The organism is Streptomyces sp. DSM 116793 (genome assembly GCF_057320905.1).
The window spans coordinates 3,112,570-3,126,285 of record NZ_CM170494.1 but is presented as its reverse complement, the minus strand read 5'-3'; the positions used below and the strand labels follow the sequence as shown (position 1 = coordinate 3,126,285).

The following is a 13,716-nucleotide window of genomic DNA, read 5'->3' as shown; positions in this document are numbered from 1 at the left end:
GTGCGCGGGAACTCCGCCGTACCGGGACCCTGCTGGACCCCGCTCTACCGGGAGCCCGTGCCGTATGCCCGCAACCCGGGTGGTCGCGTGCACCCGGGTGGTCCGTGCACCCGGTGGTCCCGGCCCCCGGCCGGGTGCGCGCCGTGCCGCCGGGGGAGCGCCGCGCCACCCGGCGGCGACCCGCGTGAGCCCCCTTGCCCGGCACCGCCCCTGACGACACGTCAAGCGCCCTCGTCCGTCGGCCATCTCCTTATGCGGAACCGGTCGAGGACCCGTGAGCGCGATTCTCCGGGGGTCGGCAGGGTAGGCCGGGAACATGAGAGTCAGCGTGGTTGATGCAGGGTCGAACACCGTACGGCTGGTCGTGGCGGACGCGGAGGGCGGCGTGCTGCTGCCCGTGCACACGGTCAAGTGGAAGCTACGGCTGTCCGAGCGCACCGAGGCCGACGGCACCATCGGCGACGACGCCCTGCACCACCTCGTCAAGGCGGTGGCGGAGGCCGACGGCGCGGCCCGGCAGTGGGGCGCCGCGGGCCCGCTGGCGTTCGCGACCGCCGTGGTGCGCAACGCCCCCAACCGCCAGCGGGTCCTGGACGCGGTGCGGGAGGGCACCGGCATCCGGATGTGCACCATGCCGGGCGAGACGGAGGCGGAGCTGACGTTCCTCGCGGCCCGCCGCTGGATGGGCTGGCGCGCGGGCCCCCTCGCCCTGCTCGACATCGGCGGCGGCTCGCTGGAAGTGGCCTTCGGCCGTGGGCGGCTGCCCGACTTCGCAGCCTCCCTCCCGCTCGGCGCGAACCGGCTCACCACCGAGTGCTTCGGCGCCGACGACCCTCCGGCGCGTGCACAGGTGAAGGCACTGCGCCGCCGGGTGCGGCACGACCTGCGGGATGTCGCGGCCCGGATCCGCTGGGAGGACCCGCGCACCGCGGTCGTCACCTCCCGCACCTTCCAGCAGCTCGCCCGGCTGTGCGGTGCCGCGCCCGGCCGCCAGGGCCCGTTCACCGAGCGCCGTATGCGCCGCAAGGACCTGCGCAAGGCCATCGGCACGCTCGCCGCCCTGCCCGCGGCCGAACGCGCCCAGATGCCGGGCATCTCCGCGCCGCGCGCGGCCCAGAGCCTGGCCGGAGCGGTCGTCGGCCACACCGCGATGAAGCTCATGGGCCTGCGCCTCGTCACCGTCTGCCCCTGGGCCATCCGCGAGGGCGTCCTGCTGCGCTACATGGAGGACGGCGCCGACTGGTGGGCCGACCTCACCCGGGACACCGGCCCCGCCCCGGCCTCCGCCGAGCGCCTGCACGCCGCGGCATCACCGGCCTAGTACTGCAAACACCGTTGCAGTACCAGCGGGCTCCGCGGGCCCGACCGGGCCACCATCCGCCCGCACGTGGCGAGCCGTCCGGCCGACGCCCCGTCACCGGCCGTCTTCGCCACCGGGGGCCGGGGACATGCCCCGACCTGCCCGGGGTACCCGGCGGCGCATGACCACAGGAACAGGGGTGGCGAGCGGGTCGCGGGCGAGTCGGGAGCGGGGACACGGGGCCGTGGGACGGGCGTTGTTGCGCTGGGCGAACACCACCGATCACAAGGTGATCGGCGGCCTCTACATGGCGACCGCGTTCGGTTTCTTCCTCTTCGCGGGCGTGCTGGCCCTGCTGATGCGGGCCGAACTCGCCCGCCCCGGACTCCAGTTCCTCTCCACGGACCAGTACGACCAGCTCTTCACCCTGCACGGCACCGTGATGATGCTGCTGTTCGCGACGCCGATGTTCGCCGGGTTCGCCAACGCGGTGATGCCGCTGCAGATCGGCGCGCCGGACGTGGCCTTCCCGAGGCTGAACGCGCTGTCCTACTGGATGTATCTCTTCGGGGGCCTGATGGTGGTCTCCGGGCTGGTCGTGCCGGGCGGCGCGGCGTCGTTCGGATGGTTCGCGTACGCGCCGCTGAACAGCGCCGTGCGCTCGCCGGGCGCGGGCGGGGACCTGTGGACGATGGGGCTGGTCGTCACCGGTGTGAGCACCACCCTCGGCGCGGTCAACTTCATCACCACGATCCTCTGCCTGCGCGCCCCCGGCATGACCATGTTCCGGATGCCGATCTTCACCTGGAACGTGCTCTTCACCTCCGTCCTGGTGCTGCCGGCCTTCCCGGTGCTGACGGCGGCGCTGCTGGCGCTGGAGGCGGACCGCAAGTTCGGGGCGCACGTCTTCGACGCGGCGAACGGCGGCGCCATCCTCTGGCAGCACCTCTTCTGGTTCTTCGGCCACCCCGAGGTGTACATCGTCGCGCTGCCGTTCTTCGGCATCGTCACCGAGATCGTCCCGGTCTTCAGCAGGCGGCCGGTCTTCGGCTACGTGGGCATGGTGGGCGCGACCATCGCCATCACCATGCTCTCCACGGTGGTCTGGGCCCACCACATGTTCGCCACCGGCGCGGTGCTGCTGCCGTTCTTCTCACTGATGTCGTTCCTGATCGCGGTGCCCACCGGAGTGAAGTTCTTCAACTGGATCGGCACCATGTGGCACGGCTCGCTCTCCTTCGAGACCCCGATGCTGTGGGCGCTGGGCTTCATGGTGTCGTTCCTGCTGGGCGGCATGAGCGGCGTGCTCATCGCCTCCCCGCCGCTCGACCTGCACCTCACCGACTCGTACTTCATCGTGGCCCACCTGCACTACGTGCTGTTCGGCACCGTGGTCTTCGCGATGTTCGGCGGCTTCTACTTCTGGTGGCCGAAGTTCACCGGCCGGATGCTCGACGAGCGGCTCGGCAAGGTGCACTTCTGGACGCTGTTCCTCGGGTTCCACCTCACCTTCCTCGTGCAGCACTGGCTCGGCGAGTCGGGCATGCCCCGCCGGTACGCCGACTACCTGGCGGCCGACGGCTTCACCCTGCTCAACACCGTCTCGTCGGTGGGCGCCGCGCTGCTGGGCCTGTCCACGCTGCCGTTCCTGTACAACATGTGGCACACCGCGCGGTACGGGCGGCGGGTGCGGGACGACGACCCGTGGGGCTTCGGCCGCTCGCTGGAGTGGGCCACGTCCTGCCCGCCGCCCCGCCACAACTTCCACGCCCTGCCCCGGGTCCGCTCCGACTCCCCGGCGTTCGACCTGCACCATCCGGAGTTCCCGCGCACGGGCGGCGGTGCGGGGTCCGGCGGTGCGGGGCGGTCCGGCGGCGGGGCGTACGGCTCCGCCGGGGGCGCCGCGGGGTCCGGTGGCGGGGCGCCGCCCGCCGCGAGGGCGCGGGGTCAGTCGCAGGCGCACGGAGAGGAGTCGTCCCGCACATGAGGACCGAGGCCGTCCTGTTCGCCGGCGTCGCCGGCTTCTTCGCCGTCACCGGCACCGTCTACGGCTGGCTCTCCGCCGACCCGGCCGGCACCTGCGCGCTCGGCATCGCGTTCCTGATGGCGGCCCTGGTCGCCGGCTTCCTCGGCGCGCAGTACCGGCGCCGCGGCCGGCGCCCGCAGGACCGCCCGGACGCCGAGGTCGCGGACGCCGCGGGGCCGGTGGAGTTCTTCCCGCCGCACAGCCCCTGGCCGATCACCGCCGCGGCGGGCTTCACCCTGGCCTGCCTCGGCGTGGTCTACGGCCTGTGGCTCTTCCTGATCGGCCTGGGACTCGTCAGCCACGGGGTGTGCGGCATGGTGTTCCAGTACGCCGACCGCTCGGCACCGCGGTAGACCTGGTCCGGCCACGTGCCGGGCCACGCCGGTGCCCGGGGGCACCGTCCGCGCAGTTCCCCGCGCCCCTTCCGGGGGCCAGGGGGGTGCTCCGGCCCCCCGGAAGGGGCGCGGGGAACTGCGCGACCGGCCCAGGCCGGTCGTCAGTCCGAAGCGAGACCGCAGGGGGCAGGACGAGCCCGGAAAAGGGGCGCCGTAGGTGCATCAGGGGCGCGGGGAACTGCGCGAACAAGCGCCACCGGCCCGCGGGCCGAAACGAACCGCACGGGGCAGAACGTCCCGGCCCGCCGCAGGCGCGTGGCACGGAGTGCCGTACAAACCCCCCGCACCGAACCCGCGCGGTGAGCGCGCCTCACTGCTCGCGGAAGATCGCCTTGCTCACCTCGGCCGGCCCATCGAACTGCTCCCGCTTGTGCTGTTCGAGCTCCTGCGTGAGTTCCCTGGACGCACCGTTCTCCCGGGCGCACTCGGCCAGCTGCTCGCCGTTGGCCGGGTACCCGGCGCCGGACAGTGCCTGCTGAAGGTCGACGGGGCTGAAGGACGCCATGGTGTCCTCCCTGCGTGTAGGGGGTGCCGTTCGCCCGCCGGGTAACCACGCGGGGCCCGCCCATGCCCACCCCGCGCCGGGCACCCCCTTGCATGGTGCAAACATGGGTACCCGCCCGGACCAGGGCGCTGAACGGGCGTCCCGGTCTGTGTGCGAAGGGGTGACCCAGGTGGCCGGGGAACTGGTTCAGGGGCGGCGCGCGGCGGCCACGGTGGACGTGGCCGACCTGGCGGCGGCCCTGCGGGAAGCGGTGGACGGCGAGGTGCGGTTCGACGCGGGCAGCAGAGGCGCGTACAGCACGGACGCCTCGAACTACCGCCAGGTCCCGCTGGGCGTCGTGGTGCCGCGCGGTGTCGAGGAGGGCGCGGCCGCGGCCCGGGTGTGCGCCCGCTTCGGCGCGCCGCTGCTGTCCCGCGGCGGCGGCACCAGCCTCGCCGGCCAGTCCGCGAACGCCGCCGTCGTGATCGACTGGAGCAAGTACTGCGACGCCCTGGTCTCCGTCGACCCCGCCGGGCGCACCTGCGTCGTGGAGCCGGGGCTCGTCCTGGACGAGCTCGACCGGCGACTGGCCCCGCACGGCCTGCAGTTCGGCCCGAAGCCGTCCACGCACAGCCACTGCACGCTGGGCGGCATGATCGGCAACAACTCGTGCGGCGCGTCGGCGCAGGCGTACGGCAAGACCGTGGACAGCGTGCGCCGCCTGGAGGTGCTCACCTACGACGGGACGCGGATGTGGGTGGGGCCGACGACGGAGGACGAACGGGCCCGGATCGCCGCGGAGGGCGGCCGCCGGGCCGAGATCTACGCCGGCCTGGACCGTATCGCCACCGAGTACCTGGCGGACGTGCGGCGCGGCTACCCGAAGATCCCGCGCCGGGTCTCCGGCTACAACCTGGACGCACTGCTGCCGGAGAACGGCTTCGACGTGGCCAAGGCCCTCGTCGGCAGCGAAGGCACCCTGGCGACCGTGCTCCGCGCCGAACTCGACCTGGTGCCCGTGCCCGCCCGGCAGTCGCTGCTCGTGCTCGGCTACGACGACATCTGCCGCGCCGCCGACGACGTCCCCCACCTGCTGGAACACTGCTCCCCCAGCCAGCTGGAGGCGCTCGACGAGCGGATGGCGCAGCTGCTCCGCGAGGAGCACACCCACCTCGAATCGCTCGCATCCCTGCCGGAGGGCGGCAGCTGGCTGCTGGTGCAGTTCGGCGGCGACAGCCGGGAGGACGTCGACGAGCAGGCGCACGCGCTGCTGCGCGCCGTCGGCCGGAGCGAGCGGGACGCCACGGTCGCGTTCTCCGACGACCCCGAGCGCGAGCAGCGGATGCTGGGCGCCCGCGAGGCGGGCCTCGGCGTCACCGCGCGCCCGCCGGACGACCGGGAGACCTGGGAGGGCTGGGAGGACTCGGCCGTCCCGCCCGAGCGCCTGGGCGCCTACCTGCGGGACCTGAAGCGGCTGTTCGCCGAGTTCGACTACGACCACCCCTCCCTCTACGGGCACTTCGGGCAGGGCTGTGTGCACACCCGGATCCCGTTCGCGCTGCGCACCGCGGACGGCGTGGCCGACTTCCGGCGCTTCGTCGAACGCGCCGCCGACCTCGTGGTCTCCCACGGCGGCTCCCTCTCCGGCGAGCACGGCGACGGGCAGTCCCGCAGCGAGCTGCTGACCCGGATGTTCGGCGAGCGGCTGGTGGCCGCCTTCGGCGAGCTGAAGGCCGTGTTCGACCCGGCGGGCCGGATGAACCCCGGCAAGGTCGTCGACCCCCATCCGGTGGACGGGCAGCTGCGCCTGGGCTCCGCATGGCGGCCCGCCGACGCGGCGACCCACTTCGGCTACCCGGACGACGAGCACTCCTTCACCCGCGCGGTGCTGCGCTGCGTCGGCATCGGCAACTGCCGCAGCCGGCACGGCGGCGTGATGTGCCCGTCGTACCGGGCCACCAAGGAGGAGGAGCACTCCACGCGCGGCCGGGCCCGGCTGCTGTTCGAGATGCTCGGCGGCCACGACGACTCCCCGGTGACCGGCGGCTGGCGCTCCACCGAGGTCCGCGACGCGCTCGACCTCTGCCTGGCCTGCAAGGGGTGCAGGTCGGACTGTCCGACGGGGGTCGACATGGCCACGTACAAGGCCGAGTTCCTCGCCCACCACTATGCCGGCCGGCCGCGCCCCGCGGCGCACTACGCGCTGGGCTGGCTGCCGCTGTGGGCCAGGCTGTCGCGGCTCGCCCCCGCGCTGGCCAACACCGTCCTGCACGCGCCGGGACTGGCCCGGGCGGGCAAGCGGCTGGCCGGCGTGGACGGCGGCTACGAGGCGCCGCTGTTCGCCAGGGAGTCGTTCCTCCAGTGGTGGCGGGCCCGTGGCGGTGCCGCGCCCGACCCCGCCGACCCCCGGACGGTGCTGCTCTGGCCGGACACCTTCAGCACCTACTTCCACCCGTCCGTCGCCACCTCGGCCGTCCGGGTGCTGGAGGACGCCGGCTTCCGGGTCGCGGTGCCCACCGAACCCGTCTGCTGCGGCCTGACCTGGATCTCCACGGGCCAGCTCGACATCGCCAAGCGGGTGCTGCGCCGCACCACGGGCGTCCTGCGCCCCTACCTGGCGGCGGGCACACCGGTCGTCGGGCTCGAACCGTCCTGCACGGCCGTCTTCCGCGCCGACGCGCCCGAGCTGCTGCCCGACGACCAGGACGTGGCGCGGCTCGCCGGGCAGGTGCGCACCTTCGCCGAGCAGCTCGCGCGGCACGCCCCGGACGGCTGGCGGCCGCCCGCGCTGGGCCGCCGGGCCACCGTCCAGACCCACTGCCACCAGCACGCGATCATGCGGGACGACGCCGACCGGGAGCTGATGCGCGCCGCCCGTATCGACGCCGGCGTCCTGGACGAGGGCTGCTGCGGCCTGGCCGGCAACTTCGGCTTCGAGCGCGGCCACCACGAGATCGCGATGGCGGTCGGGGAACAGGGCGTGCTGCCCGCCGTACGCGCCGCCGACCCGGACACCCTGCTGCTCGCGGACGGCTTCAGCTGCCGCACCCAGATCGAGCAGGGCGGCACGGGACGCCGCGCCCTGCACCTCGCCGAGGCACTGGCCCTCGGCCTGGACGGCGCCCTCCCCGCCGAGCGGCCCGAACGCCTCGCCCGGCGGCCCGCCCCGCCCCCACGCGCCGCCCGCTGGGCGGCCACCGCGGGCGCCGCCGCCCTCACGGCGGTGACGGCGAGCGCCGCGGCAGCCGCCGGCCGCGGGGCGGCACGCCGCACGACCCTTCGGCGGTAGCGCCCCGCGCACGCCGCGCGGCCGGCCCGCGCCCTCATGAGAACGGCCCCGGCAGGGGAACGGCCCGTACGGGCCCGGCCCCCTCCCCGTACGGGCACGCCCCCCGTACGGGCCCGGCCCCTCCCCGTACGGGAGCGGCCCGCCCCCGTAACTGAACGGCCACCCCGTCCCGACGGAGAAGGTTCACGATGCAGAGGAAGGTCTCCGACAGCGAACCGCTCGTGGCGCGCGTGGAGAGCGCCGCCTACACGGTGCCCACCGACGTGCCCGAGGCGGACGGCACCCTGAGCTGGGACAGCACCACGCTGGTCCTCGCCACCGTGCACTGCGGCGAGGTCACCGGCCTCGGCTACACCTACGCCCCCGCGGCCACCGCGCGGATCGTCGACGACCTGCTGGCCGGCGTGGTCACGGGCGCCCCGGCACTCGACGTGCCGCGCCTGAACGAGGCCATGCGGCGTGCCGTGCGCAACGCGGGACTGCCCGGCGTGGCCGCCCAGGCGGTCTCCGCCGTGGACATCGCCCTGTGGGACGCCAAGGCCCGCCTCCTCGGCCTGCCGCTCGTGCGGCTGCTGGGAGCGGCCGGTCCCCCGGGCGGGGACGTGCCCGTCTACGGCAGCGGCGGCTTCACCACGTACGACGCGCGGCGGCAGGAGCGGCAGCTGCGCGGCTGGGTGGAGGAACAGGGCATCCCGCGCGTCAAGATCAAGATCGGTGAGTCGTGGGGGCGGTGCGAGGCGCGGGACCGCGAGCGCGTCGCCCGCGCCCGCGCCGCCATCGGGCCGGACGCCGAGCTGTATGTGGACGCCAACGGTGCCTACCGCGCCAAGCAGGCCGTCCGCGTCGCCGACGCGCTCGCCGGTGCGGGCGTGACGTGGTTCGAGGAGCCGGTCTCCTCGGACCACCTCGACGCACTCGCCGGGATCCGCGCCCAGGTCCCCATGGACGTCACGGCCGGCGAGTACGGCTACACCCTGCCGTACTTCGCGCACATGCTCGCCGCCGGGGCGGTGGACTGCCTCCAGGCGGACGTCACCCGGTGCGGCGGTATCACCGTCTGGCTGCGCGCCGCCGCGCTGGCCGAGGCCCGGGGCATCGGCATCTCAGGGCACTGCGCCCCGGCCGCCCACGCGCACGCCGCCGCGGCGGTGCCCAACCTGCGCCACCTGGAGTGGTTCCACGACCACGTCCGGGTGGAGCGGCTGCTCTTCGACGGCGTCCCGGACCCCGAGGGCGGCACCGTCACCCCCGGACCGGGCGGTGCGCCGGGCCTCGGTCTGACCCTGAACGCCGAGCGCGCCCGGCCGTACCGCGTGGCGGGGCCGGGAGGCGGGCACCCATGAGCGTGTCCTTCCCCCCGCACCCGCTGCACGACTACGCGCTGCTGGCCGACGGGGAACGCGGCGCGCTGGTCGACCCCGACGGCGCCATCGTCTGGCTGTCCGCGCCCACCTGGCACGACGAAGCCGTCTTCGCCGCCCTCGTCGGCGGCCGGGGCGGCTACGCCGTCACCCCGCGGGAGACGCACGTCACCGGCGGCTACTACGAGGAGGGCACCCTGATCTGGCGCAGCCGGTGGGTGACGGCCGGCGGGATCGTCGAGTGCCGTGAGGCGCTGGCCTTCCCCGGCGACCCCGACCGGCTGGTGCTGCTGCGGCAGCTGCGGGCCGTGGACGGACCGGCGTGCCTCGACGTCGTGCTCGACCCGCACGGCGGCTACGGCTGTGCGCCGCTCGACTGCGCCCGGCAGGGCGACGACGGCACGTGGCGGCTGCGTACCGGCCGCCACCGGCTGCGCTGGCAGGGGGCGCCGACCGCCCGCGCCGGCGAGCAGGGGCTGACGGCGACCGTCGAGCTGAAGCAGGGCGAGCGGCACGACCTGGTCCTGGAGTGCGCCGCCGGCCCCCTGCCCCGCGACCTGCCCCGCGCCGCGGAGCTGTGGGCCGCCACCGAGGACGCGTGGCGGCGGGCGGTGCCGGCGCTGGAGCACACCGCCACGCCCGGGGACGCCCGCAGTGCCTACGCCGTGCTGCGCGGCCTGACCACCCGCCGCGGCGGCATGGTCGCGGCCGCCACCACCAGCCTCCCCGAACGCGCCGAGGAGGGCCGCAACTACGACTACCGGTACGTGTGGATCCGCGACCAGAGCTACGCGGGCCAGGCCGCGGCCGCCGCCGGCGCGTACGACCTGCTGGACGCCGCCGTCCGGTTCACCACCGAGCGGCTGCTCGCCGACGGGCCCCGCCTCGCCCCCGCCTACACCGTGCACGGCTCGGAGGTCCCCGCCCAGCGGGAACTGGACCTGCCCGGCTACCCGGGCGGCTTCGACCGCGTCGGCAACCAGGTGCGCAGGCAGTTCCAGCTCGACTGCTTCGGCGAGGCCCTGCTGCTGTTCGCGGCGGCCGAGCGGCACCACCGTCTGGACGGCGCCGCCTGGCAGGCCGCCGCCGTCGCCGTGCGGGCCGTCGCGGAGCGCTGGCGGGAGCCCGACGCCGGGGTGTGGGAGCTGGACGCCCGGCTGTGGACGCACAGCAGGCTGGCCTGCGTCGCCGGGCTGCGCGCGATGGCCGCCGCGGCGCCCCGCCACCCGCTCGCCGCGGGCTGCGCCCGGCTGGCCGACACCATCCTCGCCGGCACGTCCGCCTGGGGCCTCAACCCCGACGGCCACTGGCAGCGCGCCCCCGACGACCCCGGGACGGACGCCGCGCTGCTGCTGCCCGCCGTCCGCGGCGCCCTGCCCGCCGACGACCCCCGCACCCGCGCCACCCTGGCCGCCTGCCGGCGCGAGCTGGCCCGCGACCACTTCGTGTACCGCTTCCGCCACGACGAGCGGCCGCTGGAGCAGGCCGAGGGCGCGTTCCTGCTGTGCGGGTTCGTGATGGCGCTGGCCGAGCACCGGCAGGGCGACCTGGTCGCGGCGCACCGCTGGTTCGAGCGGAACCGCAGTGCCTGCGGGGCCTCCGGTCTGTACGCGGAGGAGTTCGACATCGCCCAGCGGCAGCTGCGCGGCAACCTCCCGCAGGCCTTCGTGCACGCCCTCCTGCTGGAGACCACCGCCCGCCTCGCCCAGGAGCCGGGCCGGGACCACCCGGGCCACCCGGGTGGTCCGGGCCACCCGGGACACCAGGGCCACCCGGGACACCAGGGCCACCAGGGACACCCGGGCCACCCGGGCCACCCGGGCCACCCACATCCCCGAGAGCACCGGAAGAGGAGCTGACCATGGCCGTCACCGTCGTGATCACCGGCGCCAGTGCCGGCATCGGCCGGGCCACCGCCCGCCTGTACGCCCGGCGCGGCGCCGACGTCGTGCTGGTCGCCCGCGGCAGGGCCGGGCTCGACGCCGCCGCGCGCGAGGTCGAGTCCCTCGGCGGCCGCGCGCTCGTCCAGGTCGCCGACACCGCGGACGCGGAGCAGGTCGAGGCCGCGGCCGAGGCGGCCGAGCAGCGTTTCGGGCCCGTCGACGTGTGGATCAACTCCGCCTTCACCGGTGTCTTCGCCCCGTTCGACGAGATCACGGCCGAGGAGTACCGGAGGGTCACCGAGGTGACCTACCTCGGCTTCGTGAACGGCACCCGCGCCGCCCTGCGCAGGATGCTGCCCCGCGACCGCGGCACCGTCGTGCAGGTGGGCTCCGCGCTGGGCGAGCGCGCCATCCCGCTCCAGTCGGTGTACTGCGGCGCGAAGCACGCCGTCAACGGCTTCACCTCGTCGCTCCGCACCGAGCTGCTGCACCGCGGCAGCAAGGTGCGGGTGACCGTCGCGCAGCTGCCCGCGGTGAACACCCCGCAGTTCTCGTGGGTGCGCTCCCGCCTGCCCCGCCACCCGAGCCCCGTCCCGCCGATCTACCAGCCGGAGGTCGCCGCCCGCGGTGTGCTGCGCGCCGCGGACCACCCCGGCCGCAAGCAGTACTACGTCGGGGCCTCCACCCTGGCGACCGTCTGGGCCAACCGGCTCGCCCCCGCCCTGCTCGACCGCTACCTCGCCCGCACCGGCTTCGACGCGCAGCAGACGGACGGCGCGCCGCCGGCCGGCGCCGGCAACCTCTTCCACCCGGTGGACCGGATGGCGGGCGACGACCACGGCGCGCACGGGGCCTTCGACGACTCGGCGCACGCCCGCTCCTTCGAGGCCGCCGTCGCCCGGCACCCGGCCGCCGCGTCCGCCCTGGTGGCCGGGCTCGCCGCCGCGGCGACGGCGGCCCTGCGCCTCCGGTCGCTCCGCGCCCGGTCGCGGCGGTAGGGGGCCCCGGGCCGTGGAGCCCACCGGCCACCGGCCACCGGCCACCGCGGGCGGCCGACGTGCCCGACCGGCGGCATCGGCTTCCGGGGGAGGGGTACGCGGCACGTGAGCACAGGACCATCGAGACCCGACGGAGGGAAGTGCCATGGCCACCGAGACCCGGATGGGCGTCCAGGACAGGACGTACAACCTCGTCAGCATGCTGTACCACACGCTGAAGGAGTCGTCGACGCTGGAGTCGTACATCGAGGACGCGCGCGCGATGGGCGACGACGAGCTCTCCGACTTCATCCGGACCATCCAGGAGCAGGACCGGGAGCGGGCGCAGCGGGCCAAGCGGATGCTCGAAGGCCGCCTCGCCGAGGGCGGCGGCTGACCGCCACCTTCCTGTGCGGCCACGCCCCGGCCCATTTCGGGGGGCCGGGGCCGAGCCTCGCCCGCCCAGTGGGGAGGCTCCGCCGCGTGGGCGCGAGCAACCCACCGGCGGCGGGTGCTCCCGCTGCGACGGAGACTGCCCCTGCGAGGCGTCCCCCACCGCTTTGATGGCGCGGAAGGTGCGCGCGGAAGGTGCGCGCGGAAGGTGCCCCCGGAGGGGATGCGGCCCGTGAGGGCTCTGCGACCCGGGGCGGGCCGGCGCCTGGTCCGTGGTGGTGACGGGTGCGGCGTCGTGCCTCGGGCACGCCTGCACCAGCGGCGGAGGCACAGAGGCCACGCTCCGGCTTCGGCCCGTTCGCGGCCGGGGGGTGGCCCGCCGCGGTGGGCCGGGACACTCCTTGTGGCTGTAGTTCGTGGTACCGGCGATGCCGGCCCCGTGTGGATGTGGGACTCGTAGGGCTCACCGAACACATCCAGGAGGCCCTGGACCTGCGCGGTCCGAGAACGGCCGCAGCTACGCCCTGGACAGCACCGGCCTCGCCGAACGCCACTTCCTCATGGGTGATGCGACAGGTGCCGTCGGCTACGCCCGGCACGCCGTCGAGGCGGCAGCCCGAACCAGGTCCAGCCGTGTGCGGGCCCAGCTCAGCCAGCTCTATCCCTACACCCTCGGCCGAGGGGCCGCACAGGGGTGGTTTTCGGCGGTCAGGTAGGGGTCACCGACGTTGCGGCCGCAGGCATAGTCGGCGCCGTTGGTGGGCGTGGCCCCTTGTCGCTGGCCTTCTTCCCGCATACCCGGCGGCTGATGCCCGGCGGCCGCAGTGGCCGATGGAGAATGGCGCGGGGAGTTTCACCCGGAGGAGAGGAACGCTGACGTGACGGAGATATCGGGCGGGAGCGCGCCGCGAACCGCCGGGGATTGGCCTGGCTACTTGGTCGAGTACGGCGGCTTGTACGTGCAGACCGCAAATGAGTACGTGCGCCCACGCCTGACCGCCAAGCAGATCGAGACCCACTGGCTGGGCGCCGAGCCCGCGGACGAGCAGACCGTTGTAGCCACCGAGCAGCGCCTGGGCATCCGGTTCCCGCCCAGCCTGCGAGCCTTCCTGACCGTCACCAACGGCTGGCACGGCGTCGGCGGGTGGATCGACCAGGTCAGTTCATGTGCCGAGATCGACTGGCTGCGGAACACCGGCATTGGCACCGACCTGATCGAGATCTACACCGAGGAAGAGGTCGACGAGTTGGTCACGCTGTTCCAGCGTGCTCTGGTGATCGCCAGCGGCGAGGATCTATGGCTGCTTGATCCCGTCAAAGCTCACCCGGACGGCGAGTGGACCGCATACGAGTTCGCGCCCAAATATGGGGAGTCCTCGGAGTACGCCAGCTTCGCCGAGCTGTTCCACGCGAGCAAGGGGCTGATGATCAGGCTTGCCGAATCCAAGAAGTAAGTGGGCCCTGCCCGCCGGCAGTCCCACGGGAACCCCCGCAGACGTACTCGACTGCGCCTGCCTACTCCACCTCGCCGCACCTGACACCTGACACCTGACCAGACATCAACCGGAGCAGCGCCCCCGACGTCAACCCCCGAAGGACTTACGGAGC

At 74.6% G+C, this 13,716-nt stretch carries 10 protein-coding genes; 9 read left to right on the top strand and 1 reads right to left on the bottom strand.

Features of this window, described 5'->3' with window-relative positions:
* Positions 1–316: 316 nt before the first annotated feature.
* The 3 genes from ACSMXW_RS12260 to ctaF all read left to right on the top strand — a co-directional run bounded on the left by ACSMXW_RS12260 (position 317) and on the right by ctaF (position 3,679).
* Positions 317–1,321 carry a Ppx/GppA family phosphatase gene (locus ACSMXW_RS12260; protein ID WP_485806074.1) on the top strand — a complete coding sequence of 335 codons (1,005 nt, stop codon included), beginning with the start codon at positions 317–319 and terminating at the stop codon, positions 1,319–1,321.
* 160 nt (positions 1,322–1,481) lie between these two features.
* Complete coding sequence (ctaD, locus tag ACSMXW_RS12255; protein ID WP_485806072.1) at positions 1,482–3,287, top strand: aa3-type cytochrome oxidase subunit I; 1,806 nt, start codon at positions 1,482–1,484, stop codon at positions 3,285–3,287.
* Complete coding sequence (gene ctaF, locus ACSMXW_RS12250) at positions 3,284–3,679, top strand: aa3-type cytochrome oxidase subunit IV (RefSeq protein WP_485806071.1); 396 nt, start codon at positions 3,284–3,286, stop codon at positions 3,677–3,679. Before ctaD ends, ctaF begins: the two co-directional genes overlap by 4 nt.
* Before the next feature lie 352 nt (positions 3,680–4,031).
* Here ctaF and ACSMXW_RS12245 read toward each other — a convergent pair whose 3' ends face one another.
* Entirely contained in the window at positions 4,032–4,226 is a 195-nt protein-coding gene (locus ACSMXW_RS12245; protein ID WP_485806069.1) for a DUF2795 domain-containing protein, read from the bottom strand.
* 103 nt (positions 4,227–4,329) lie between these two features.
* On the opposite strand from ACSMXW_RS12245, the gene ACSMXW_RS12240 reads away from it, so the two are divergent.
* From ACSMXW_RS12240 to ACSMXW_RS12215, 6 genes are all read left to right on the top strand, one after another.
* On the top strand, positions 4,330–7,494 hold the full coding sequence (locus ACSMXW_RS12240) for an FAD-binding and (Fe-S)-binding domain-containing protein (RefSeq protein ID WP_485806068.1): 3,165 nt from the start codon (positions 4,330–4,332) through the stop codon (positions 7,492–7,494).
* A 188-nt stretch (positions 7,495–7,682) separates the two neighbouring features.
* Positions 7,683–8,837, top strand: a complete 1,155-nt coding sequence (locus ACSMXW_RS12235; RefSeq protein ID WP_485806066.1) for an enolase C-terminal domain-like protein — start codon at positions 7,683–7,685, stop codon at positions 8,835–8,837.
* Positions 8,834–10,714 (top strand): glycoside hydrolase family 15 protein, encoded by a 1,881-nt coding sequence (locus ACSMXW_RS12230; protein WP_485806065.1) that lies wholly within the window; start codon positions 8,834–8,836, stop codon positions 10,712–10,714. The genes ACSMXW_RS12235 and ACSMXW_RS12230 overlap by 4 nt, the downstream gene beginning before the upstream one ends.
* A 2-nt stretch (positions 10,715–10,716) precedes the next feature.
* Positions 10,717–11,736: an SDR family oxidoreductase gene (locus ACSMXW_RS12225; RefSeq protein WP_485806063.1), complete on the top strand. Its 1,020-nt coding sequence runs from the start codon at positions 10,717–10,719 to the stop codon at positions 11,734–11,736.
* Positions 11,737–11,881: 145 nt separating this feature from the next.
* A complete protein-coding gene (locus ACSMXW_RS12220) occupies positions 11,882–12,112 on the top strand; it encodes an acyl carrier protein (RefSeq protein WP_485806061.1) in 231 nt (76 codons plus the stop codon).
* A gap of 874 nt (positions 12,113–12,986) precedes the next feature.
* Complete coding sequence (locus ACSMXW_RS12215; RefSeq protein ID WP_485806060.1) at positions 12,987–13,562, top strand: SMI1/KNR4 family protein; 576 nt, start codon at positions 12,987–12,989, stop codon at positions 13,560–13,562.
* The last annotated feature ends 154 nt before the right edge of the window (positions 13,563–13,716 follow it).

Coding starts and splice junctions, on each gene's coding strand:
- ACSMXW_RS12260 (WP_485806074.1), top strand. CDS start 317: ATGAGAGTCAGCGTGGTTGATGCAGGGTCGAACACCGTACGGCTGGTC.
- ctaD (WP_485806072.1), top strand. CDS start 1,482: ATGACCACAGGAACAGGGGTGGCGAGCGGGTCGCGGGCGAGTCGGGAG.
- ctaF (WP_485806071.1), top strand. CDS start 3,284: ATGAGGACCGAGGCCGTCCTGTTCGCCGGCGTCGCCGGCTTCTTCGCC.
- ACSMXW_RS12245 (WP_485806069.1), bottom strand. CDS start 4,226: ATGGCGTCCTTCAGCCCCGTCGACCTTCAGCAGGCACTGTCCGGCGCC.
- ACSMXW_RS12240 (WP_485806068.1), top strand. CDS start 4,330: ATGGGTACCCGCCCGGACCAGGGCGCTGAACGGGCGTCCCGGTCTGTG.
- ACSMXW_RS12235 (WP_485806066.1), top strand. CDS start 7,683: ATGCAGAGGAAGGTCTCCGACAGCGAACCGCTCGTGGCGCGCGTGGAG.
- ACSMXW_RS12230 (WP_485806065.1), top strand. CDS start 8,834: ATGAGCGTGTCCTTCCCCCCGCACCCGCTGCACGACTACGCGCTGCTG.
- ACSMXW_RS12225 (WP_485806063.1), top strand. CDS start 10,717: ATGGCCGTCACCGTCGTGATCACCGGCGCCAGTGCCGGCATCGGCCGG.
- ACSMXW_RS12220 (WP_485806061.1), top strand. CDS start 11,882: ATGGCCACCGAGACCCGGATGGGCGTCCAGGACAGGACGTACAACCTC.